22 protein-coding genes are annotated in these 22,377 nt (G+C 64.0%); 8 read left to right on the top strand and 14 right to left on the bottom strand.

Translation table 11 applies throughout. From position 1 onward, the window contains the following. The first annotated feature begins 223 nt into the window (after positions 1–223). A complete protein-coding gene (locus tag P9A16_RS26130; RefSeq protein WP_278026035.1) occupies positions 224–1,375 on the top strand; it encodes a ceramide glucosyltransferase in 1,152 nt (383 codons plus the stop codon). A 7-nt stretch (positions 1,376–1,382) separates the two neighbouring features. On the opposite strand, the gene P9A16_RS26125 is transcribed toward P9A16_RS26130, so the two are convergent. Beyond that, positions 1,383–1,973 (bottom strand): TetR/AcrR family transcriptional regulator, encoded by a 591-nt coding sequence (locus P9A16_RS26125; protein WP_023514366.1) that lies wholly within the window; start codon positions 1,971–1,973, stop codon positions 1,383–1,385. 119 nt (positions 1,974–2,092) lie between these two features. On the opposite strand from P9A16_RS26125, the gene P9A16_RS26120 reads away from it, so the two are divergent. Continuing rightward, entirely contained in the window at positions 2,093–3,316 is a 1,224-nt protein-coding gene (locus P9A16_RS26120) for an MFS transporter (RefSeq protein WP_023514367.1), read from the top strand. Positions 3,317–3,425: 109 nt separating this feature from the next. Here the strand turns inward: P9A16_RS26120 and P9A16_RS26115 are convergent, their stop codons facing one another. From P9A16_RS26115 to P9A16_RS26100, 4 genes are all read right to left on the bottom strand, one after another. Next, a complete protein-coding gene (locus P9A16_RS26115) occupies positions 3,426–5,054 on the bottom strand; it encodes a CTP synthase (RefSeq protein ID WP_037407662.1) in 1,629 nt (542 codons plus the stop codon). Positions 5,055–5,201: 147 nt separating this feature from the next. Continuing rightward, positions 5,202–5,681 carry a preprotein translocase subunit SecG gene (secG, locus tag P9A16_RS26110; protein WP_023514369.1) on the bottom strand — a complete coding sequence of 160 codons (480 nt, stop codon included), beginning with the start codon at positions 5,679–5,681 and terminating at the stop codon, positions 5,202–5,204. Positions 5,682–5,801: 120 nt separating this feature from the next. Then, complete coding sequence (gene tpiA / locus P9A16_RS26105) at positions 5,802–6,572, bottom strand: triose-phosphate isomerase (RefSeq protein WP_023514370.1); 771 nt, start codon at positions 6,570–6,572, stop codon at positions 5,802–5,804. A gap of 53 nt (positions 6,573–6,625) precedes the next feature. Beyond that, a complete protein-coding gene (locus P9A16_RS26100; RefSeq protein WP_023514371.1) occupies positions 6,626–7,510 on the bottom strand; it encodes an alpha/beta hydrolase in 885 nt (294 codons plus the stop codon). 288 nt (positions 7,511–7,798) lie between these two features. Here P9A16_RS26100 and parE point away from each other — a divergent pair, with 288 nt between their 5' ends. Continuing rightward, a complete protein-coding gene (parE, locus tag P9A16_RS26095; RefSeq protein ID WP_024270690.1) occupies positions 7,799–9,856 on the top strand; it encodes a DNA topoisomerase IV subunit B in 2,058 nt (685 codons plus the stop codon). A 70-nt stretch (positions 9,857–9,926) separates the two neighbouring features. Next, positions 9,927–10,352: a hypothetical protein gene (locus P9A16_RS26090; RefSeq protein WP_023515155.1), complete on the top strand. Its 426-nt coding sequence runs from the start codon at positions 9,927–9,929 to the stop codon at positions 10,350–10,352. A 125-nt stretch (positions 10,353–10,477) separates the two neighbouring features. Here the strand turns inward: P9A16_RS26090 and P9A16_RS26085 are convergent, their stop codons facing one another. Continuing rightward, positions 10,478–11,605, bottom strand: a complete 1,128-nt coding sequence (locus P9A16_RS26085; RefSeq protein ID WP_037407658.1) for a DUF2336 domain-containing protein — start codon at positions 11,603–11,605, stop codon at positions 10,478–10,480. A gap of 128 nt (positions 11,606–11,733) precedes the next feature. On the opposite strand from P9A16_RS26085, the gene P9A16_RS26080 reads away from it, so the two are divergent. Continuing rightward, positions 11,734–12,372, top strand: a complete 639-nt coding sequence (locus tag P9A16_RS26080; protein ID WP_023515153.1) for a hypothetical protein — start codon at positions 11,734–11,736, stop codon at positions 12,370–12,372. A gap of 10 nt (positions 12,373–12,382) precedes the next feature. On the opposite strand, the gene P9A16_RS26075 is transcribed toward P9A16_RS26080, so the two are convergent. Both P9A16_RS26075 and P9A16_RS26070 read right to left on the bottom strand, forming a co-directional pair. Further along, positions 12,383–12,991, bottom strand: a complete 609-nt coding sequence (locus P9A16_RS26075) for a flavin reductase family protein (protein WP_037407666.1) — start codon at positions 12,989–12,991, stop codon at positions 12,383–12,385. Positions 12,992–12,995: 4 nt separating this feature from the next. Continuing rightward, complete coding sequence (locus tag P9A16_RS26070; RefSeq protein ID WP_024270689.1) at positions 12,996–13,580, bottom strand: nitroreductase family protein; 585 nt, start codon at positions 13,578–13,580, stop codon at positions 12,996–12,998. A gap of 100 nt (positions 13,581–13,680) precedes the next feature. Here P9A16_RS26070 and P9A16_RS26065 point away from each other — a divergent pair, with 100 nt between their 5' ends. Beyond that, a complete protein-coding gene (locus P9A16_RS26065; protein ID WP_050743896.1) occupies positions 13,681–14,673 on the top strand; it encodes a hypothetical protein in 993 nt (330 codons plus the stop codon). Here P9A16_RS26065 and P9A16_RS26060 read toward each other — a convergent pair. The 5 genes from P9A16_RS26060 to P9A16_RS26040 form a co-directional block, all read right to left on the bottom strand. Beyond that, positions 14,670–15,506 (bottom strand): lysophospholipid acyltransferase family protein, encoded by an 837-nt coding sequence (locus tag P9A16_RS26060; RefSeq protein WP_023515097.1) that lies wholly within the window; start codon positions 15,504–15,506, stop codon positions 14,670–14,672. The genes P9A16_RS26065 and P9A16_RS26060 overlap by 4 nt on opposite strands. 75 nt (positions 15,507–15,581) lie before the next feature. Then, positions 15,582–17,555 carry a threonine--tRNA ligase gene (gene thrS / locus P9A16_RS26055; RefSeq protein ID WP_023515098.1) on the bottom strand — a complete coding sequence of 658 codons (1,974 nt, stop codon included), beginning with the start codon at positions 17,553–17,555 and terminating at the stop codon, positions 15,582–15,584. Between the two features lie 377 nt (positions 17,556–17,932). Continuing rightward, positions 17,933–18,838, bottom strand: a complete 906-nt coding sequence (locus P9A16_RS26050; protein WP_023517615.1) for a hypothetical protein — start codon at positions 18,836–18,838, stop codon at positions 17,933–17,935. A 3-nt stretch (positions 18,839–18,841) separates the two neighbouring features. Further along, positions 18,842–19,105 (bottom strand): hypothetical protein, encoded by a 264-nt coding sequence (locus tag P9A16_RS26045; protein WP_156031962.1) that lies wholly within the window; start codon positions 19,103–19,105, stop codon positions 18,842–18,844. 16 nt (positions 19,106–19,121) lie between these two features. Further along, positions 19,122–19,328, bottom strand: a complete 207-nt coding sequence (locus P9A16_RS26040) for a hypothetical protein (RefSeq protein ID WP_156031960.1) — start codon at positions 19,326–19,328, stop codon at positions 19,122–19,124. A 655-nt stretch (positions 19,329–19,983) separates the two neighbouring features. Here P9A16_RS26040 and P9A16_RS26035 point away from each other — a divergent pair. Further along, positions 19,984–20,394 carry a hypothetical protein gene (locus P9A16_RS26035; protein ID WP_023516887.1) on the top strand — a complete coding sequence of 137 codons (411 nt, stop codon included), beginning with the start codon at positions 19,984–19,986 and terminating at the stop codon, positions 20,392–20,394. Between the two features lie 7 nt (positions 20,395–20,401). On the opposite strand, the gene prmB is transcribed toward P9A16_RS26035, so the two are convergent. After that, the gene (gene prmB, locus P9A16_RS26030; RefSeq protein WP_037406810.1) at positions 20,402–21,319 is read right to left on the bottom strand and encodes a 50S ribosomal protein L3 N(5)-glutamine methyltransferase; all 918 of its coding nucleotides are present in this window, start codon (positions 21,317–21,319) and stop codon (positions 20,402–20,404) included. Positions 21,320–21,581: 262 nt separating this feature from the next. On the opposite strand from prmB, the gene P9A16_RS26025 reads away from it, so the two are divergent. Then, a complete protein-coding gene (locus P9A16_RS26025) occupies positions 21,582–22,346 on the top strand; it encodes a pseudouridine synthase (protein WP_272790458.1) in 765 nt (254 codons plus the stop codon). Positions 22,347–22,377: the final 31 nt, after the last annotated feature.

Genomic DNA, 22,377 nt, shown 5'->3' with positions numbered 1-22,377 from the left:
GCCGTTGCCACATCTCCCTTCTCCCCACGGGGGAGAAGGGAAGAATGACAATGCCGCATACGGTCCGGCCCAGGCCGGGGCGGTCTGCGGAGCGGCGGGCACGGCGCCGCTGGAGCCATCGCACCGCCCGTCATTCCCCTGTCATGTGACGATGGTGTCTCTTCGCGCGTGAATGCACCCCGGCGGCCGCATCCTGATCCGGCGCCCAGCGGAGTACGCGTGAATGGATACGGCTCAGGCCCTGGCCCTTGCCTCGGGCGCCCTCGTCGCCACCAACCTCTTCAGCATCCTCATCGCCGGCAAGCGGCTGAAACCGACAGGCGAACTGCCGCCCGAGATCGACGAAAAACCGCCCGTCTCCATCGTCGTTCCCGTGCGCGGGATCGAGAACTTCTCCACGGAGACGCTGGACCGCGCCTTCCGCCTCACCTGGCCGGACTACGAGCTGCTGTTCTGCGTCGCCCATGGCAGCGATCCCGTCGTGCCGCTGATAGAGGCCGCCGCCGCGGCCTATCCGCATGTCGCCGCGCGCGTCCTCGTCGGCGACGATCGCGTCAGCGCCAATCCAAAACTCAACAACTGCGTCAAGGGCTGGCAGGCGGCGCGGCACGACTGGGTGGTGCTCGCCGATTCGAACGTCCTGATGCCGCCCGACTACATCCAGCACCTGATGGGCGGCTGGCGCAGCGATTCGGGCCTCGTCTGCTCGACGCCGCTCGGCTCGCGGCCGGAAGGGTTCTGGGCCGAGGTGGAATGCATGTTCCTCAACACCCAGCAGGCGCGCTGGCAATATGCCGGCGAGGCGCTCGGCCTCGGCTTTGCGCAGGGCAAGAGCATGCTGTGGTACAAGCCGATGCTCGATGCCAATGGCGGCATCCAGGCGCTGAACGCCGAGATCGCCGAGGACGCCGCCTCGACCAAGCTCGTCAGCCGGCTTGGCCTCAAGGTGCACCTCGTCTCCTCGCCCTTCGAGCAGCCGCTGGGGCGGCGCAGCGGACAGGAGGTCTGGTCGCGCCAGTGCCGCTGGTCGCGCCTGCGCCGGGTCACCTTCCCCGCCTTCTTCAGCCCGGAAATCCTGCTCGGCGCCGTCCCGCCGCTGCTTCTCGCGCTTGCCGCGGTGCTCGTCGGCGGCGCGCCGCTGCTGCCCGCCATGTCGCTTGTGCTCGCCGGCCTCTATCTGCCGGAGGCTGCCCTTGCGCGTTCCAAGGGCTGGCGGCTGTCACGCTGGTCCGTGCCGGCGATGATGGTGCGCGACGTCATGATGTCGGCCATCTGGCTGCGCGCCTGGATCGGCGGCGCCATCGACTGGCGCGGCAACACGATGACGATCGGCACGACGGCCTGCGAGCTGAAGGAAGCGCCGGCGGGGCCGTGAGCGACCCTCAGCCCTTGATCCGCAGCCCCTCGAGCAGCGTCCGGAACCCCTTGACCGCGCGCTTCGAGGTTTCCTCCGGATCGTCCGACTTGGCGATCCACAGCGCGGCATGGCTGCTCGCCCCGTTGATCAGCCGGGCGGCGGCCTCCGTGTCTATGTCCGCCATCACCCTGTCGGCCTTCAGTCGCTCGATGCTGCGGCTGAGGGCGGCGATGCAGCCGTTGTTGGTCGGCCATTGCGAGATGTCGCCGAGCACCGCCGGTCCGTCGCGGAACATGATGCGCTGGATTTCCGGCTCCAGCGCCATCTCGATATAGGCGACGCATTCCTCGACGAAGCCCTGCCAGCGGTTCGGCGCCTCGGCCGAGATCCGGTTGAGCCGGACCGACATTTCCGCATCGACCTGCTGGACCACTGCCTGCAGAAGTCCCTTCTTGTCACCGAAATGGTGGTAGAGTGCGCCGCGTGTCAGCCCCGCCCCCGCGGTGAAGTCGTCCATCGACGCAGCGGCGTAGCCCACCGTGCCGAACGCCTGGCGGCCGGCGGCGATCAGCTTTGCCCTTGTTTCGGCGATCATTTCCTCACGCGGCTTGCGCATGGCGCCTCCTCATTCACATACGCCGCGTATTTTATTTGACATACGCGTCGTATGCAACTATCTCTTCAACATACGCCGCGTATGTAAATATCGGAACCGCCCATTCCCAGGAGCAGGCCATGTCCAACCCCTACAAAGAAATTTTCAGCGTGCCGGGAACCAAGACGTTCTCCGCCGCCGGCTTCCTCGCCCGCCTTCCCATCGCCATGGCGCCGATCGGCATCGTCGCCATGCTCTCGCAGACCCATGGCGAATACTGGCTTGCCGGCGCCGTCTCCGCCACCTTCGCGCTCACCAACGCGCTCATCGCGCCGCAGGTCTCCCGCCTCGTCGACCGCTTCGGCCAGGCCGCGGTGCTGACGCCCGCGACCATCGTCTCCGTCCTCGCCTTTCTCGCGCTGATAGCCGCCACGCACCAGGGCTGGCCGGTCTGGACGCTCTTTGCCTCCGCCTTCCTCGCCGCCACCATGCCCAGCATGCCGGCCATGCTGCGCGCCCGCTGGACCGAGATCTTTCGCGACAGGCCCGAGCTCAACACCGCCTTCGCCTTCGAATCGGCGGCCGACGAGCTGGTCTACATCGCCGGCGCGTCGCTCTCCGTCGGCCTTGCCGTCGCCCTCTTCCCCGAGGCCGGCATGCTGATCAGCACCGCCTTCCTCGCCGTCGGCACGCTCGCCTTCGTCCTGCAGCGCGCCACCGAGCCCGCCATACGCCATGTCGCCGGCAGCCCCCCGCAAAAATCGGCGATCCGCCTGCGCGCCGTCCAGGTCATCACGCTCGCCCTCGTCTTCGTCGGCTCGACCTTCGCGACCGCCGAGGTCAGCGCCGTCGCCATCACCAAGGAACTCGGCCAGCCGAATGCCGCCAGCCTCGTCATCGGCGTCTATGCCATCGGCTCCTTCGTCGTCGGCCTCGTGCTCGGTGCCCTGAACCCGAAGATGGCGCTGCAGAAGCAGCTGATGATCGCCGTCGCCGTGCTGGCGCTCACAGCCTTGCCGCTGCCCTTCGCCGATACGGTGCCGCTGCTCGCCTTGGCTGTCTTCGTCAGCGGTGTCGCCATCTCGCCCACCTTCATCACCGCCTTCGGCCTCATCGAGCGTCGCGTGCCGGCCGCCATGCTGACGGAGGGCATCACCTGGGTCACGACCGGCATCGGCATCGGCATGGCGCTGGGCGCGTTCGTCGCCGGCTGGGCGGTGGACAATTTCGGTGCCCAGAACGGCTTCTGGGTCTCCGTCGCCGCCAGCGTCAGTGCGGCAATCACCGTCGGGATCGGCCAGCGGATCCTCGCCGGCGAGGATCCCGACGACGGGATCGACGCCCTCGTCCAGGCGGCCGAATGACAAAAAGCCCGGCAGAAATGCCGGGCTTTTTTCATAATGTTGGAAGCCTGCCTCTCCCGTCGGCACCCTCGGACTTGAGCCGACCGGGAAGGAGAGGCTTGCATGCTGCCTAGACGAGGCGGCTCTGCTCCAGGGCTGCTTCCACGAAGCTTGCGAAGAGCGGATGCGGATCGAGCGGCCGGCTCTTCAGCTCCGGATGGTACTGCACACCGATGAACCACGGATGGTCGGGATACTCCACCGTCTCCGGCAGCACGCCATCCGGCGACATGCCGGAGAAGACAAGGCCGCAGCCTTCGAGCCGGTCCTTGTAGTCGACATTCACCTCGTAGCGGTGGCGGTGGCGCTCGGAAATCTCCGTCGAACCGTAGATATCGGCGATCTTCGTGCCGCCCTTCAGCGCCGCGCGATAGGCGCCGAGGCGCATCGTGCCGCCGAGATCGCCGGAAGCCGACCGCTTCTCCAGCTCGTTGCCCTTCACCCATTCCGTCATCAGGCCGACGACGGGTTCAGCCGTCTTGCCGAATTCCGTGGACGAGGCCTTTTCGAGACCGGCAAGATTGCGTGCCGCTTCCACGACCGCCATCTGCATGCCGAAGCAGATGCCGAAATAGGGCACCTTGCGCTCGCGGGCAAAACGCGCCGCATTGATCTTGCCTTCCGATCCGCGCTCGCCGAAACCGCCGGGAACGAGGATGCCGTGCACCTTCTCGAGATACGGCGCCGGATCCTCCTTCTCGAAGACTTCCGACTCGATCCATTCAAGCTTCACCTTGACGTGGTTGGCGATGCCGCCGTGATACAGCGCCTCGATCAGCGACTTGTAGGCGTCCTTGAGGCCGGTATACTTGCCGACGATGGCGATCGTCACCTCGCCCTCGGGCGTCTTGATGCGATCGGAGACGTTCTGCCAGGCTTCAAGCCGCGGCTTGGGCGCCGGCTCGATGCCGAAGGCGGCAAGCACTTCGTCGTCCAGGCCTTCCTTGTGGTAGGCAAGCGGCACGTCGTAAATCGACGCGACGTCGAGCGCCTGGATGACGGCAGTCGCACGAACGTTGCAGAACAGCGAGAGCTTCTTGCGCTCGGCTTCCGGGATTTCGCGGTCGGCACGCACCAGAAGGATATCCGGATGGATGCCCATCGCCTGCAATTCCTTGACGGAGTGCTGCGTCGGCTTGGTCTTGAGCTCGCCGGCTGCCGGAATATAGGGCATCAGCGTCAGGTGGACATAGACGGCCGTGCCGCGCGGCAGGTCGTTGCCGAGCTGGCGGATCGCCTCCATGAAGGGCATGGCCTCGATGTCGCCCACCGTGCCGCCGATCTCGCAGATCACGAAGTCGTAGTCGTCATTGCCTTCGGTGACGAAGTTCTTGATCTCGTTGGTCACGTGCGGAATGACCTGCACGGTCGCGCCGAGATAATCGCCGCGGCGTTCCTTGTCGATGATGTTCTTGTAGATGCGACCGGTGGTGATGTTGTCGGTCTTGGTGGCCGAGCGACCGGTAAAGCGCTCGTAGTGGCCGAGGTCGAGGTCGGTTTCCGCGCCGTCGTCGGTGACGAACACCTCGCCGTGCTGGGTCGGGCTCATCGTGCCCGGGTCAACGTTGAGATAGGGGTCGAGCTTGCGCAGGCGAACGCGGTAACCGCGGGCCTGCAGGAGAGCTCCGAGTGCAGCGGCGGCAATGCCTTTTCCGAGGGAGGAAACCACGCCGCCTGTGATGAATACATATCGCGCCATGGGAGTCACCGGATACCTTTTCAAAATCGATTCCGCCACCGAAAAATCACCTTGGGTGTGATTTCGGAAGGCGCAATCGGCGTTTTACACAAGAAGAAGGCCGGTTGGATTTCGCCAACCGGCCGGTTTGTTTTCAGTCCTTGCGGCTTACTGGCCGCTCGGGACGCCGGAGTTCTGCTCCGTGCCCGTTGCAGCGCCCGTGCCGGTGCCCGTCGTGGACGTGTTGCCGGTGCCGGTTGCTGCGCCGCCTTCGGTCGGAACGGCATCGGTGCCGGTCGTCGCGGGCGTCTGGTTGGTCGTGTTGTTGTTCTGGGTGCCCTCGCCCTGCGATGCGCCGCCGAGCGCGTCGAGAACGCCGCCCGTGCCCGTGGTGCCGGGGATACGGTCGAGAATGTCCGTCGGCTGCGTCTCGTAGCGGGCGAGGATGCCCATGCCGAGCGCCAGGACGAAGAACAGCGTGGCAAGGATCGCCGTGGTGCGCGTCAGGGCATTGGCCGTGCCGCGCGCCGACATGAAGCCGGAGCCGCCACCGATGCCGAGGCCGCCGCCTTCAGACCGCTGGATCAGCACGACGCCGATCAGCGCGACGACGACCATGAGATAGATGACGAGCAAGATGGTCTGCATGTTTTCGGTATCCCGGCCAGATGGCCCAAATGTCAGGTTTGCGGCTCAATATACCAAGCCGCGCACCATTCCAAGCCCTAGGTGTCGATCCGTCTGCCCTTTTCGGGCCGACGGAAGGGATCAGGCGGTCAGCGCTTCGTATGCGCGGTAGATGGCGAGGAAATCGTCGGATTTCAAGCTCGCCCCGCCGATCAGCGCGCCGTCGACATTGGCGACGCCCATCAGTTCCTGTGCATTGCCCGGCTTCACCGAGCCGCCATAGAGGATGCGCATCTTGGTGCCCTCGCCGGCAAAACGGCCAGCCAGCTCCGCGCGCATGAAGGCGTGCGCTTCCTCGACGTCACCGGCCGTCGGCGTCAGGCCGGTGCCGATCGCCCAGACGGGCTCATAGGCGATCACGGTGTTTTCTGCCGTTGCGCCATCCGGCACGGAGGCTGCAAGCTGCGTCTTCAGCACGTCGAGCGTCTTGCCCGCCTTGCGCTCGTCGCCGGTCTCGCCGATGCAGATGATCGCGACGAGGTCGTTCGCATAGGCGATCTCCGCCTTGGCCCGCACCAAAGCGTCGCTTTCCTTGTGGTCGGTGCGGCGCTCGGAATGGCCGACGATGACATGGGTGCCGAAGCAGTCGGCGATCATTTCCGCCGAGACGTCGCCGGTATGGGCGCCGGAGGCCTTTTCGTGGCAGTCCTGCGCGCCGATCATCAGCGGACTGTCGTCGCAGAGCGCCGTCGCGACATAGAGCAGCGTCGCCGGCGGGCAGATCAGCGTCTCGACCTTGTCGGAAAGCGGCCCCTTCACGCCTTCGGCCATCGCCTTGATCTGGTCGAGCGATGCGCGCGTGCCGTTCATCTTCCAGTTCCCGGCAACGAGCGGGGTTACATCCGGTGTCATGAGACCTCCCTGTCCTTGAAATTCGCGTGGTTTGCGGCGTAGCAAATCGGCGCCTATTGCGCAAACAACCAGTTGAGCGTCTCGCGCCAGTCGGTCATGCGCACGGGCGTGCCGTGGCCGCCGGTCTGGAACAGCACGAAGCGCGCCGGCACACCGGCCTTGCGCAGCCGGCGGAACACCGCGATCTGGTCGTTTGCGGCATAGACGCTGTCGCTGTCGCCATGGGTGAAGAACACCGGCAGCTTCGCCTTGAAGGCCGGCGTCTTGCCGTAGTCGCCGTCCGCCGCCCCGCCCATCAGCACCATGCCGGCAAGGCTTTTCACCGCCGCCGGATCGCGCGCCACGCGGGCGCAGATGAAGCTGCCCATCGACGCGCAGGCGAGGATGACCGGGGCATCCGGCGACAGCGCCTTGGCCGTCAGGATGAGGCCGGAGATGCGCGCGGCGCCCTTGTCGTCGAAGGAGGGAACGCTCGGGGCGTAATAGACCCCGCCATTCTGCAGGGCGAGGTTCTTCAGCCGGTTGAAATTGCCGCCGAAATTCCAGTCGTTGTTGCCGAGCCGCCGGTCGCCGCCGCGGCCGTGGATGAAGATGACCGTGAAGGCCGCGCCCTCCCCCTTGCCGGTCATCGCGACGTCGATCGGCCCGGCCGGCGTGTCGATCGTCACATTCTTCTGCGCCTTCTTCACCGCGGTCGAGACATAGGCCGCCTTCACCCGGCGCTCCGGCACCTGGTCACGACCGTTGATGTCGCGCAGTTCCTGGTAGTCGACGACCGTGAGCGCCCCGTCGTCGCTCGTCTCCACAACGGTGCCGTAGCCGAACAGGTCGTCTTTCCAGGGCTTCAGGCTCAGCGCCGCCGCCTCGCCGGTCATCGAGCAGGCAAGGGCCGCGGCCAAAAACAGCCGGGAAAGGCAATGAACTGTGGACTGACGCATGAACTGTGGCTCCCTGGAGGCTGCGATACTTGCCATCCGCCCGCCCGCAACGCAATCCTCCGCCAGCGGTTGGCGCGGCTTGGCGCATCCTTGAGGCCGGTCAGACCATCCGGCATCGCACGAATGCGGCCGAAGACGGACGGGGCGGCACGCCGTGCCGGCATCGCGAAAGCCCACGGAATCTGGCAGAGTCGCAAGTGATTCGCTAAACGACATTTTTTGCGCCAGACCCCGGTCCGTCACGGACCGGCGGCGAAACTGGCAAACGGAACAAAATCTGAACGGCCCATGCAAGACGACAGCAACGACCTCTTCGCCAACATGCCCTCCCAGCCAGCCACGCCGCCGGTCGAAAAGCCCGCTGCGGCGGCCGCCCCTGCCCGCGAGGCGCGCCCTGCCCCGCCGAGCGAAGGCACCGGCGGCTACGACGCCTCGGCGATCCGCGTGCTGGAAGGTCTCGAACCGGTCCGCATGCGCCCCGGCATGTATATCGGCGGCACGGACGAGAAGGCGCTGCACCACCTCTTCGCCGAAGTCATCGACAACTCGATGGACGAGGCCGTCGCCGGCCACGCCAATTTCATCGAGGTCAATCTCGATGCCGAAGGCTACCTGTCCGTCACCGACAACGGCCGCGGCATCCCGGTCGAGAACCATCCCCAGATGCCGGGCAAGTCGACGCTGGAGGTCATCCTCACGGTCCTGCATGCCGGTGGCAAGTTCGACGGCAAGGCCTACGAGACCTCGGGCGGCCTGCACGGCGTCGGCGTCTCGGTCGTCAACGCCCTCTCCGACCATCTCGAGGTCGAGGTCGCCCGCAACAAGAAGCTCTACCGCCAGCGCTTTTCGCGCGGCAAGCCGGTCGGCGGCCTGGAGGAGCTCGGCGACGTGCACAACCGCCGCGGCACCAAGGTGCGCTTCCATCCAGACCCGGAAATTTTTGGCGCACACGCCCATTTCGATCCGGCCCGCGTCTTCCGCATGGCCCGGTCCAAGGCCTATCTCTTCGGCGGCGTCGAGATCCGCTGGAGCTGCGACCCGTCGCTGCTGCCCGAGGGTTCGGAAACGCCGGAAAAGGCGGTCTTCCACTTCCCCGGAGGCCTCAAGGACTATCTCCAGGCGACGCTCGGCAAGGACTACACCGTCACCCGCGAGATCTTTGCGGGCAAGAGCGAGAAATCGGGCGGCCACGGCTCGCTGGAATGGGCCGTCACCTGGTACGGCGGCGATTCGCTGATCCACTCCTACTGCAACACGATTCCGACGGCCGACGGCGGCACGCACGAGGCGGGCCTGCGCATCGCGCTCACCAAGGGCCTGAAGAATTATGCCGAGCTGACGCAGAACAAGCGTGCCGCCGCCATCACCACCGACGACGTGATGATCTCGGCCGTCGGCATGCTCTCCGTCTTCATCCGCGAGCCGGAATTCGTCGGCCAGACGAAGGACAAGCTTGCCAGCGTCGAAGCCCAGCGCATCGTCGAGAACGCGCTGCGCGACCCCTTCGACCACTATCTCGCCGACAATCCGGGCGAAGCCGCAAAGCTGCTCGACTGGGTGATCGAGCGTGCCGAAGAGCGCCTGCGCCGCCGCAAGGAAAAGGAAGTCAGCCGCAAGACCGCCGTGCGCAAGCTGCGCCTGCCGGGAAAGCTGGCCGACTGCTCGCAGAATTCCGCCGAAGGCGCCGAACTCTTCATCGTCGAAGGCGATTCGGCCGGCGGCTCGGCCAAGCAGGCGCGCAACCGCGCCAACCAGGCGATCCTCCCGCTCCGCGGCAAGATCCTCAACGTCGCCAGCGCCGGCCGCGAAAAACTCGGCGCCAACCAGCAGATCTCCGACCTGGTGCAGGCGCTCGGCTGCGGCACGCGTTCGAAATACCGCGAGGACGACCTGCGCTATGAGCGCGTCATCGTGATGACCGACGCCGACGTCGACGGTGCGCACATCGCCTCGCTGCTCATCACCTTCTTCTATCAGGAAATGCCCGACCTCATCCGTGGCGGCCATCTCTATCTCGCCGTGCCGCCGCTTTACCGCCTCAGCCAGGGCGGCAAGACGCTCTATGCCCGCGACGACCCGCATCGCGAGGAACTGATGCGCACCGTGTTCAACGGCCGCGGCAAGGTGGAGATCGGCCGCTTCAAGGGCCTCGGCGAGATGCTGCCGGCGCAGCTCAAGGAAACCACGATGGATCCGTCGAAGCGCACGCTTTTGAAAGTGGCGATCGACGACGTCGATTTCGAGGGCACCCGCACCGCCGTGGACGACCTGATGGGCACCAAGCCGGAAGCCCGCTTCCGCTTCATCCAGGAACGGGCCGTCTTCGCCGACAATCTCGACATCTGAGGTTGCGGCGCCATATTTTCGCGGCAATGCGTTCCTCTAACCGTCAGGAACAAACCCGGAAAGGACGGCCATGAAAGCTGCGCTCATCGTCATGACGATCATGGGCTGCGACGACAGCGCGACCCAGTGCCACTATATCGACACGGTCGGCAAGAGCTGGCAGACCGTGGCGCTGTGTGATGCGCAGGCCGAAACCTTTATCAACCGCCACCAGGACAAGAACTATCCGGTCATCGTGGCGGTTTGCGAAAGTTCCGGCGATCGGATCACCGCCGATGCTGCCGAACCGTCACCCGACGAGATGCCTGCCGCGACCACGGCCGAGGTTCCTGTGCCCGCCCAGACCGCCGAGGCCAAGCAGGGCCTTGCTACCCGCGCCCTGAACTTCGTGAAGCAGGCCATTCCCGACAAGGCCGCCCTGAAGACCGCCGTCACCACCCCGGTGCGTTACGCCGAGGATGGTTATTCCTGGGTGGTCAAGCGCTTCGCCGATTAGAGCGATTCCAGCAAAAATTTCAGGCGAATTTTCGTCATTAACTGCGTAAAAACAATTGGTTATAACAATTCCCAGTTCAGGGAACTGCGGAAATACGCCGGGGATTTTTCGAATACCGCCCTGGCCTAAGCCGCTTCGCGTGCGGCGATGAGGGCGTAGCTGCGCGCCGTCTGGCGCTGCTCGGCGATGGCCAGCCGCTCGACGAGTTCCAGCATGGACTGGCAGGCGGCATCGTCCGCCGCGCGGGCTCGGGAGAGCAGGCGTTCGGAAACCGACGGCCCGTCGTCCTCGCCCTTCGCCTCGCGCCGCCAGAGCATCGTCGCCTCTGCAAAGAGTGCGCTGACGTCCCGGCCGAGGCCGGCGGTCTCGTAGAGGGCACGCACTGCCGCCTCGCGGCCGTCGGAAAGAATGGAGCGGACGCGCCGCTCCGCCTGGCCGGAGAGATCGGTGATGGCGGCCGCAAAGAACTCGACTCGCCCCGTGCAGAGCGCGTGCATCAGGAAGACCGGCGTCAGCCGGCCGGTCAGGCGCAGGTGCTCGACAAGTGCTGGCATCTCGGCAGCCGGGACCTCGCCGGCCATACCGATCGTCGCGACATCGCAGGCCTCGCGCGTGATGCGCTCGACACGGCTCGTGCCGACCGCCGCCTGGATGAGTCCGAAACCGGCCAGCGCCGTGCCGATCTTCTCCACCAGCGCATGGCGCGCATCGCTCGGCAGGTCGTCGCGGTCGAGCAGCAAGGCACGGATTTCCGCATCGTCGCCGAGGCGGTCCACGATGCGCGTCAGGCTGCGCCGGGAGAGCACGGCGCCCTCGTTCTCCAGCAGCGCCAGCACGTCGGCCCCATCGCCGATTTCCGCCAGCGCCGCCGAAACGGCGCGCGAGACAAAAGCACGATGGGCGATCAGCATACGCGTCGTCGCGCTGCCCTTGGCAGCGAGATCGACAAGGTCGGCATCCGTCAGCACCGACGAACGCAGGATGATATGGGCGGCGATTTCCGGCTGGTCTTCCGCCAGCGGCAGGATGACGGCGCGCGGCGCCTCCTCGCAGTCGGCAAGCGCTTCCGCGAGGGCCAGCCGTACCTTCGGCGCCGGATCGTCAAGCAGGAAGATCATGGCCATCTCCGCGCCGTGGCGGTCATCCGCCGAAATGCGCGCCCGTGCGTAAGCCCGCGCCAACACGCTGGCCGCCTTGGCCCGGTCGGCTGCCCGTGCGGTCTCGACCCAACGGAGAAAAGCATGAACGATCAATGGACGCCCCAAACGCCTGCAAAACGCTACTGGAAACACGCTAGCGCCAAAGTGTTTAAGATTGGTTCACCATACCCGTTAACCGGTTCGTCATTGCCATTCCCAGGCGCGAAGCCCTATGAAAAGACATGGTACCGCTGCCCCACGCCCTTTTCGAAGCGACCGAAACGCCCTTCCCCCCTCCCAAAGGGTGCGGCGTACTGGTGCGCGCCGGCGACTCACAGACAAAAGGCAACATCGTCATCGTCGATACGACGATCGATCTCGCAACCCTCCGCTACATCATCGGTAGCGGCGCTGCCGCCATCGCCCTCGCCGGCTGGCGAACCGGCGCCGACCTCCAGCGCCTCGCCGCCCTCCTGTCCGTCGCAGAAGCCGAGGAAGGCCGGGGGGACGGCACCACCCCCGTCCTGGCGATCACCGACGGCATTCTGCCCGCCCCCGTCTCGCGCGAGGGCGTTGCGGGCAAAACCATGCGGCTTGCCGCCCTGGTTTGGGACCAGCGCGCGCTGAAGCGCACCCTCGGCGCAACCTGTGCCCTCACCGCATCAGACGAATGGATCGCCCCCTTCGCCGCAGCCCGCGCCGCAACCCTTCTCACCGCCGCTGTCGCCGGCGTTCCTGCCTTTGATTCGTTTCCGGTTCTGACGGGAGCAGCACTGGAACGGGCCTGCGAACACTCACGAGACGAGGGCTTCTTCGGTGGTTTCGCGGTCGATACGGCACAAGTTGCGCCGATCGGGACGATTTACGGCCGCAGCCGCTGAGGCTCAGGCCTCACCCCACCTTGGGCCGCATCATGGCAAAGACATCCGCTCCGCCGTCGCTATAATCCATATAGCCCATGCGGGCGAGCGGGCGCGCGGCGGCCATGTCGATCATGCCGTCGCGCAGGATTTCCGGGCTGATATGGATGCCGACCACCTGGCCGAACACCACCCAGTTGTCCGTCTCCCGCCCATCGGTATCGACAGGGCGGAAGGACTGCGTCATCCGGCATTCCAGCGCTGCATGGGCCTCGCCGACATAGGGCGCATCGACAAGGCGGCCGGTGACGGGCGTAAGGCCGGCGAGCGCGAATTCGTCGACGCCTCGCGGCACGGCCGCAGAGCTGGCATTCATCGCTTCGGCGAGATGCCGGCCGGCCAGCGAGCAGGTGAAGACGCCGGTTTCCTCGATGTTGCGCACGCTGTCCTTGTGGCCGCTCGAGGAGAACATCACCAGCTTCGGCCTGTCGCTCACCGCGTTGAAGAACGAATAGGGCGCCAGGTTGCGCCGCCCGTCCGCCGCCTTGGTGCCGATCCAGCCGATCGGGCGTGGCGCGACGATCGCCTTGAACGGATCGTGTTTCAGGCCGTGGGCGTTTTCCGCCGTCTCGTAGAACAGCGCGTCAGGCGTCATCGCCGACCCATGTGACGATCTCGGCGAGCTCCGGCCGCGGCCGCTCGGTCGGCGGCACGGTGGGCGTGCCGATATGGATGAAGCCGGCGACCTTCTCACCCTCGGCAACGCCGAGGATCGGATAGGCGCGTTCGTCGAAGGCGTACCACTCGGTCAGCCAGTTGGAGGCAAAGCCGTAGGCATTCGCCGCCATGACGAGGTTGAGGCAGACGGCGCCGGCCGACATCACCTGCTCCCATTCCGGGATCTTGAAATGCGGCGCGGCGCGGCTGACGACGGCGACCACCACCGGCGCGCGGCTGAGCCGCGTGTTCTCCACCTTGACCATCTCCTCGGAAAGGTCCGGCTTGTCCTCCATCGCGATCCTGGCAAGCGCCTCGCTGATGCGCCAGCGCTCCGCGCCGCGATAGACGATGAAGCGCCAGGGGGCGAGCTTTCCGTGATCCGGAACGCGCGAGGCGAGCGTCAGCATCGCCTCCAGCTCCCCCTTCGAGGGGCCCGGCTCGCTCATCTGGAAGGCGGGGATAGACCGGCGGGTCGAAAGATAATCGATCAGCTTGATTTCGGTTTTCATCGGGAGGGAGTTCCAATACCTTGGCGCGCGACGCGGCCTTGAAAATGCCATTAGCCGGGTCTCCAAGTGGAGCCTTACAGTCAGGAAGTCAACCGTCCCCATGCGCATGCCCCTCCCTCCCGCCCTTGTCGCGAGCCTTGCCGTGGCCGGCCTTGTCCTGTCGCTCGCCCCGGCCCGCGCGCAGGAGGCGCTGGACAGCTTTTCGCAGGTCACCACGCCCATGAAGGGCGGCAAGCTCACCTCGTTCAACCCGATCGTGACGGGCGAGGCGACGCCGGCGAACCTTCGGGACGTAACCTGCGAGGCGCTTCTGACCCGGGACGGCAGCCCCATGCAGCACGGGCTGACCTGGCGCGTCTTCTCGCCGATCCCCGGCGCCGACGGCAAACTGCCGCTGCTCGCCACCTCCGAGGGCGGCTCGGCCGCCTTCCAGCTGGTGCCGGGCGAATATTTCGTCAACGTCGCCTTCGGCCGCGCCGGCGCCACCAAGAAGCTGGTCGTTCCCGATACGGGCGATGTCGACAAGCAGGTCATGGTGCTCGATGCCGGCGGCATCATGCTGAACGCCGTTTCCGGTTCGGACGTGCGCATTCCGCCGAAGGAGCTCAGCTTCTCGATCTTCGCCGCCGAGGTGCGCGAGGACGGCGAGCGCAACCTCGTCGTTGCCGAGGTGAAGCCGAATTCCGTCGTGCGCCTCAATGCCGGCACCTATCACGTCGTTTCCGACTACGGCACGGTCAACGCCGTCATCCGCGCCGACATCCAGGTCGAGGCCGGCAAGCTGACGCGCGCCACCATCCAGCACCGCGCCGCCAAGCTTACGCTGAAACTCGTCTCCGAGCCCGGCGGCGAGGCGATCGCCGATACGGCCTGGTCGATCCTGACCTCCTCGGGCGACACGGTCAGCGAAAGCGTCGGCGCGTTTCCGACGCTGGTGCTGGCCGAAGGCAGCTACATCGCCGTCGCGCGCAACAAGAACCGCATCTACCAGCGCGATTTCGCGGTGAAGGCCGGCGTCAACACGGATGTGGAAGTGCTGCTCGACGAGAACGCCAACGAGCAGAAGGCGGCGGCGGAAGACGTCGTGGACTAACCAGCGCGCCGCAAGAACGGCTTCTGCCGCGGCGCCATCGCGAACACGGCCTCATAGAGCCGCGCGGTAATGTTCTTCCGGTCGCCCGCATCCAGCTCCGCCCAGGCAATGACGCCGCCGATGCGCGCAGCGATCGTCGAGCCCGAAAGCTTGCGGAACTCGCGGATCAGCAGCGACAGGCGCAGCGTCAGCGAGACCTTGCTGACGAGGTGGAAGAGCCGCCCGTTCTGCCCCTCGAAATAGACGGGAATGACATTCGCCTTGGCCGACTGGATCAGCTTGGCCGGAAACATCTTCCACGGCAGGTCCTCCGCCCGCCCGAACACCTTCTTTGCCGTCGCAACGCCCCCCGCCGGGAACACGATGACCGTCGTGCCCTCCTTCAGGAGCCGCACCGCCTCCGCACGCGTCTTCATGTTGAGCGCCAGCGCCTCCTTCGTCTCCTCGAAGGAGACCGGCAGCGCATAGGGCTGCATTTCCGGCACTTTCAGGAGGTCGTTGTGGATCATCACCTTGAACGGCCGGCCGAGCTGTTCGGCAAGCGCCAGGACGGCGATGCCGTCGCCGATGCCGAAGGGATGGTTGGCGACGATGACGACCGGCCCCTCGGGCAGGTCCGGCGGCGGCCAGGAGCCCTCGACGCGCAGCCCGACATCGATGAGGTCGAGCATGTCGCCGAACACCCGCGCGCTCTGCCCGACGATGGAGCTGCGCCAGATGTCGTAGAGCCGGGCGTAGCGGTTACGACCGGCAAGACCTTCCATGGAGCGGATGAACCATCGTTTGAGGCGCGGATCGTTTTCGTTGGCGTAGGACAGTTCCTTGAACCGCACGGCAGTCCCCAAAAAGATAATCCCGCACCTGATAGCACGGGATTATTGCAGTTTTCCGACAATCGCCGGGAAGGCTCACGCCTTGCCGAGCTTGCGCTTGACGTCCGGTGGGGTCGCCTCCAGCGACAGCATCGCGATCGCCTCGTCGAGCGACATTGCCGTCTGGTTCTGCGAACCGAGGCGGCGGATGTTGACGGAGCGTTCCTCCGCCTCGCGCTTGCCGCAGACGACGATGACCGGCACCTTGGTCACCGAATGCTCGCGGACCTTGTAGTTGATCTTCTCGTTGCGGAAGTCGGTCTCGACGACCAGGCCGGCATCCCGCAGCTTTTCGGCCACCTCGCGGCCATAGTCGTCCGCCTCCGAGGTGATGGTCGCCACCACCACCTGCATCGGCGCGATCCACAGCGGCATGTGCCCGGCAAAGTTCTCGATGAGAATGCCGAGGAAACGCTCCATCGAGCCGCAGATGGCGCGGTGGATCATCACCGGCTGCGTCTTGTCGGAGTTCTGGTCGATATAGAAGGCGCCAAAGCGTTCCGGCAGGTTGAAGTCGACCTGCGTGGTGCCGCACTGCCATTCGCGGCCGATGGCGTCCTTCAGCGTATATTCGAATTTCGGCCCGTAGAACGCGCCCTCACCCGGCAGGATGCCGGTCTTGATGCGCCCGCCGGACTGCGCCTCGATCTCCTTCAGCACGTCCATCATGACGCTTTCCGCCCGGTCCCACAAAGCATCGGAACCGACGCGCTTTTCCGGCCGGGTCGAAAGCTTCACGACCACCTCGTCGAACCCGAAATCCTTGTAGACCGAGAGGATGAGGTCGTTGATGCGCAGGCATTCCGCCGCCATCTGCTCGTCGGTGCAGAAAACGTGCGCATCGTCCTGCGTGAAGCCGCGCACGCGCATCAGCCCGTGCAGCGCACCCGAGGGTTCATAGCGATGCACATTGCCGAATTCCGCAAGCCGCACAGGCAGTTCGCGATAGGACTTCAAGCCATGCTTGAAGATCTGCACATGCCCCGGGCAGTTCATCGGCTTCAGCGCGAAGACGCGCTCGTCGTCGGTCTCGTCGCCGGCAACGGTCACCTTGAACATGTTGTCGCGATACCAGCCCCAGTGGCCGGAGGTTTCCCACAGCGACTTGTCGAGCACCTGCGGCGCGTTCACCTCTTCATAGGTGCCGGCAAGCCGGCGGCGCATATAGGCGACGAGCGTCTGGAACATGCGCCAGCCCTTGCCGTGCCAGAACACGACGCCCGGTCCCTCCTCCTGGAAATGGAACAGGTCCATTTCGCGGCCGAGCCGGCGATGGTCGCGCTTTTCGGCCTCGGCGAGGATGTTGAGATAGGTGTCGAGCTCCTCCTGCGTGCGCCAGGCGGTGCCGTAGATGCGCGTCAGCATCGGATTGTTGCTGTCGCCGCGCCAATAGGCGCCCGCGACCTTCATCAGCTTAAAGGCCGTGCCGATCTGGCCGGTCGCGGCCATGTGCGGCCCGCGACACAGGTCGAACCAGTCGCCCTGGTAATAGATTTTCAGGTCCTGCCCCTCGGGGATCGCATCGACCAGCTCGACCTTGTACTTTTCGCCCTTGGAAGCAAAAACCTCCTTCGCCTTGTCGCGCGACCACACTTCCCGGGTGAAGGGCTTGTTGCGCTGGATGATCTCCTTCATGCGCTTTTCGATCTTCGGCAGATCGTCGGGCGTAAAGGGCTCGTCCTTGGCAAAGTCGTAATAGAAGCCGTTGTCGATGACCGGGCCGATGGTCACCTGCGTGCCCGGCCAAAGCTCCTGCACGGCCTCGGCCATCACATGGGCGGCGTCGTGACGGATCAGCTCCAGCGCGCGGTCGTCCTCGCGGGTGACGATCTCGATCCGGCCGTTCGAAACGGTCTCGGAGAGATCGCGCAGCTCGCCATCGAGCGCAATGGCGATCGCCTTCTTGGCCAGCGACTTGGAAATCGCCTCGGCCACATCACGGCCCGTCGAGCCCGCGGGATAGTCGCGGACGGAACCATCAGGGAAAGTGAGGGAAACGGGTGCAGACATCAAAAATCTCCTATCCAGTCCCGCCAACGAATGCGGGTGGTATGCGAGGGTAAGTGGCCGGATGCGCCGGCGCGTTGCGGAGGGCGGTATACGGGGATTTTTTGGGGATTGGAAGGGGCACGAAATAAAGGGAGTGGGGTGGCCCAAACCGAGCTTGGACTATTGCAAATTAGCTAATTGTGCATTCCTCAAAGCCAGAAAAACAACTGTACCTTCAAGCAAAATCTTCAGGTCATCATTATCAATCTCGCTTTTCGCAGTGAATCCTGTTTTTTTCAAACTGCGGCGGGCGCTCGAACAATGTAAGTAATTATTGATATTTTTTTGCGTAAAGAATGAATTTGGAAACATCACATCCAAGGATTTTCAGCGTAGTTTCAAAAGCCGTAAATCCACTCCATAAGGGCATTAGCTTGGTCGGGCGCACCCTTATCATCATCCGAGTAGACCAAAACCAAGACTGGTGATAGCGCCTTTGAAGTATCGCACTTAAACTGATCGTATTTTTTATATTCCAAAAAATTGTCATCACAACCATCTTCAGAGTAATCAGGCTGAAAGACAAATACATAATTCATGTATCCTCCAGGCCTGCCAAAATAACATGGCTCAGATACCTTAAAAGCATACCTAGCATGCCCCTCACCGATAGTTTCCGAACCGCAAAGATCCGGCATATCTTGGAATTTTATATCACCAAGATTGTAAAAATACTCATAATTCCCACGAATCTCCCTCCCCATGTTCAGCATCGGGACTCGTGCTTTGTCGAGCTTCTCGCTTGCGTAAACCGCCACCCAAGATATTTCCCCCGACTTTCCTTGGCTTACAAAAAAATCAACCTCTTTTCCTTCAAACCAATAAACGTCATCTATGAATTTTGCAGGGGCACCAAAGACCTCCCTTACCTTCTCAATAGTTGTAGTGAAATCAAACCTATCAAGAAAATTTCTTTGGATTTCAGCTTGCCCTTCACTGGGATTTGAGACGATCGATTTAATGCATTCGGTGTATAGACGGTAGCCTTCGAGTTTATCCTTCTCGGGTAGAAGCTCCATAAACCCGGTTTGCGTCTTAAGTTTTGCGAAACCTTTACTTTGCTGCCCTTGATAGAGCCCTTTTATTGAGCCTACGAGGTCAGCGTCAAACTCGGTGGATGCGCCGCTGGCACATGCAGTCAGCATGCCCATAAAAACTTCTGTATCAGGCATCTGAGCTGACACCTGCCGCACTACCATCAAGGATGGAATTATAAAAGTAAGAGCGAGGATAAGCCAGCGCATCGATCAACTTGCCAATAAATTACTTATACAGCCTAGATACTGTTTGTAATTATCACCATCCGGAAGATACTTCGCTATGCTGGGAATTATATCCTGAACAGCTTTTCCTTGTGTCGCTTCACCTTCATATAATGATTTTAGGGAGCCTTTGAGATTTGCGTCGATTTGCACAGAGGAACCAGCTCCACATACCGTCATCGCGTTCATAAAGTCCGCTGTACTTGGCGCAGCTATAATTTTATTAGGAGACAAGGCGACTGTGAGCACTATCAAAATCCTTCGGCTACTTAGCATTTGTTGTACCTCCACCCAGTATTGCCGAAAGTGCACCAACCAAAGCTGCAACACCTATTTTAAAGCCCTCAGTTGCAGCACCGACCAGATGGACGCTCGCGTTCGGTCCAAGAAAATCGCCGACAATGATGAGCGCAGCGCACAAAGAGATGATAATAAAAAAAATTGTCACAACTGATCGTTGCCTGCCGCTCACGCCTCCCCCCCTTTATTAAGCACGCCTAGATTGAATAATATACTACGAGGGCGTATCGTCAATAGATACCATCAGTCGGCTTTGAGATTGAAATAAGAGATGCCCTTTTGGTCTACTTCCGAGAAAACCGGGAATTTAACGCTCGAAATCCGCTTCGATTTTCCCCACCCCCAAAACCCCGCATATCCTAAACCTCCTTCCGCCGCTGGACGGATCGCGTAACGTGTCGATGCGGGCGGGAGGAGGCGCTTTCGTTTTCGGCCGAAACGTACGGCAGGGGCGGAAGAGGCGCGAAACGCTGCGGGAATGCGAATTTCCGTCGTGACAGGCTTCCCCCTTCCCCGGGTCTTGCGGGGTCGGTTTGGGTCCGCCATGCAAGCAGGATGGCGGCGCATGTCCCCGAAAATCGCGGAACGCGGTTTTCGGAAAAGCGCCAACACACTGCGCAGCGAAGCCGTTTTGCGCCTGAAGGAGACCGGACCGTCTCCGAAGAACGCCTTGGGCCGCGCGAAAGCGATGCCACACATCCCATATCCCTGAGGCAACGCTTTCGCGCGGTTCTCCGGACATGAGCAAACCCGAGGGAGCGCCTGCGGGGCGTTTTCGCACGCCCGCAGGCAAGGCCGGAACGGCCGCGACATGAAAGGCAGGAGCGATGGACGAGCTGAAGGACGTAGCGACCACGATGAGCGCGCTGGAGCGCCGGCACATCCGGCGCGTCCAGCCGGAGCTTCGCGCAGCGGCGACGGAAGCCGGCCACCACCGCACCTGCCGCCTGCCGAAATGCCGGCGGGCCAAGCGTTGCACCGGCTGCTATCCCGCCGACGAGATCGCCACGACCTTCTTCAAGACCTTTCCGCCCTGCGTGCGCGACGACGCCACGCAGGCGAGCCTGCCTGCCGGCTGGGAAGTGCTCTGCGAGCGCTACGAACAGGCAATGCTCGCCGCCGGCCATACGCCGGAGGCGCTGGACCGGCTCGGCGAAGAGCGAAACCGCGCCCTGGAGGAGGACGACGACTGGCCGGAGGATCCCCTCTGCCCGCCGCCGCGCAACGCCGTCGCGTGAGGCCTGATCAGGAAACGCCGAGCGCTTCGGCGGAAATCCAGAACACCGCGTCCTGCGATTGCTCCGTTTCCAGCCAGACGAACTCCAGATGCGGGAATTCCTCTTCCAGGATCTCGCGGCCCGAGCCGATCTCGCAGATCATGCCGCCGCCGGGATTGAGGTGATCGGCCGCCCTGGCAAGGATTTTGCGCACGAGGTCGAGGCCGTCTTCGCCGCCGTCATGCGCGATGACGGGCTCGGCGCGGAATTCCGGCGGGTAGCCCGCGAGCGCGTCATGATCGACATAGGGCGGATTGGTGATGATGAGGTCGTAGGTGCGGCCGGAAAGCGGGGCGAAGAGATCGCCCTTGAAGAGCGTCACCTGGTCCTCGACGTCGTGTTCGGCAAGGTTCAGCTTGGCGACCTCCAGTGCATCGGCCGACAGGTCCACCGCATCGACGCTTGCCTGCGGGAAGAACTTTGCCGCGAGCACCGCAAGGCAGCCCGAGCCCGTGCAGATGTCGACGGCGCTTTCCACCAGCATCGGATCGGGCAGGAAGGACGAGCCGTGTTCGCCGAGATATTCGGAAAACAGGATTTCGCCGATATGCGAGCGCGGCACGATCACCCGCTCGTCGACAAAAAAGCGCACGCCCTGAATATAGGACCGGCCGGTGAGGTACGCCGAGGGCTTGCGCGTCGCAACGCGGGCCTCGATGCGGGACGCGAGCAGCTTTCGCTCGGCCGGCAGCAGGCGGGCGTCGAGGAAGGGATCGAGCGCGTCGATCGGCAGGTCGAGCGTATCGAGCAGCAGGAAGGCCGCGTCGTCGCCGGCCGTCGTCGTGCCGTGGCCGTAGCTGAGCTCGGCCGCATTGAAGCGGGAGATCGCGTAGCGCCAGTAGTCGCGCAGCGTGACGAGTTCGGATGTGATGTCGTCCTGGGTCAACGGCGGCCTCGCTTCGGATATCCTGTTGGCGGGCGCAATTCCGGCAAAAACGTGCAACGGTCTTGTCTTTGGACTTGCGCAGGAAACGAACAGGGCCTTCCGCCAGCCGCGGGCGAGCGGAAAGGCTCTGGACGAACCCGGCTTTAGAATGGCATGGGCAGGCCGGTCAACCGCGACGATCAGGGGTTTTGCACGCAGCATGGCGAAAGACAGAGGCAAAGGGCAGAAACCGGCGCCCGCCCGCAAGGCAGCGGCCGCCCCGATGGCGCGCGCGCCCGCGCGACCCGCCGCCCCGCCCGCCGGCAAGCGTGCCACCCTGCCCCGCGCGCTTTCCAAGCTCGGCTTCTGTTCGCGCACGGAGGCGGAAGCGCTGATTTCAGCCGGCCGCGTCGCCGTCGCCGGCCATGTCGTCACCGATCCCGAAACCTGGATCGACCTTGCCGACGCGCGCATCACGGTGGACGGGACGGCGGTCCTTGCGGAAAAGCCGGTCTATCTCATGCTCAACAAGCCGCGCGGTCTCGTCACCACGCGCAGCGATCCCGAGGGGCGGCCGACGGTGTTCGACTGCCTGAAACATCTCGATCCCGCGCATCTCTCCCCCGTCGGCCGGCTCGACAAGGCGAGCGAGGGCCTTCTGCTCTTCTCCAACGACACGGACTTCGCCAACGCCCTGCTCGACCCGAAGACGCATGTCGCCAAGACCTATCACGTCCAGATCGACCGCCTCGCCGACCAGCCGATGCTCGACGCGCTCATCGCGGGCGTCCACCACGACGGCGAGTTTTTGCGCGCGAAGGCCGTGCGCAGGCTCCGGGAGGGCGAACGGAACGCCTGGCTGGAAATCATGCTCGACGAGGGCCGCAACCGCCAGATCCGCCGCATGCTGGAAGCGCAGGGCATCGCGTGCCTGCGCCTCGTGCGCGTCGCCATCGGCGACCTGGCGCTCGGCGATCTGGAAAAGGGCGCCGTGCGCGCGCTGACGGAGGCGGAGGTGAAGGGCCTCAGGCGGCTCGTCCGGCGCTGAGCGCGGCGACGGCTGTTTTCCCCGCACCGCC

The sequence above is a fragment of the Shinella sp. 838 genome, assembly GCF_029623935.1.
Lineage (GTDB): Bacteria > Pseudomonadota > Alphaproteobacteria > Rhizobiales > Rhizobiaceae > Shinella.
This window is presented reverse-complemented; position numbering and strand designations above follow the sequence as displayed.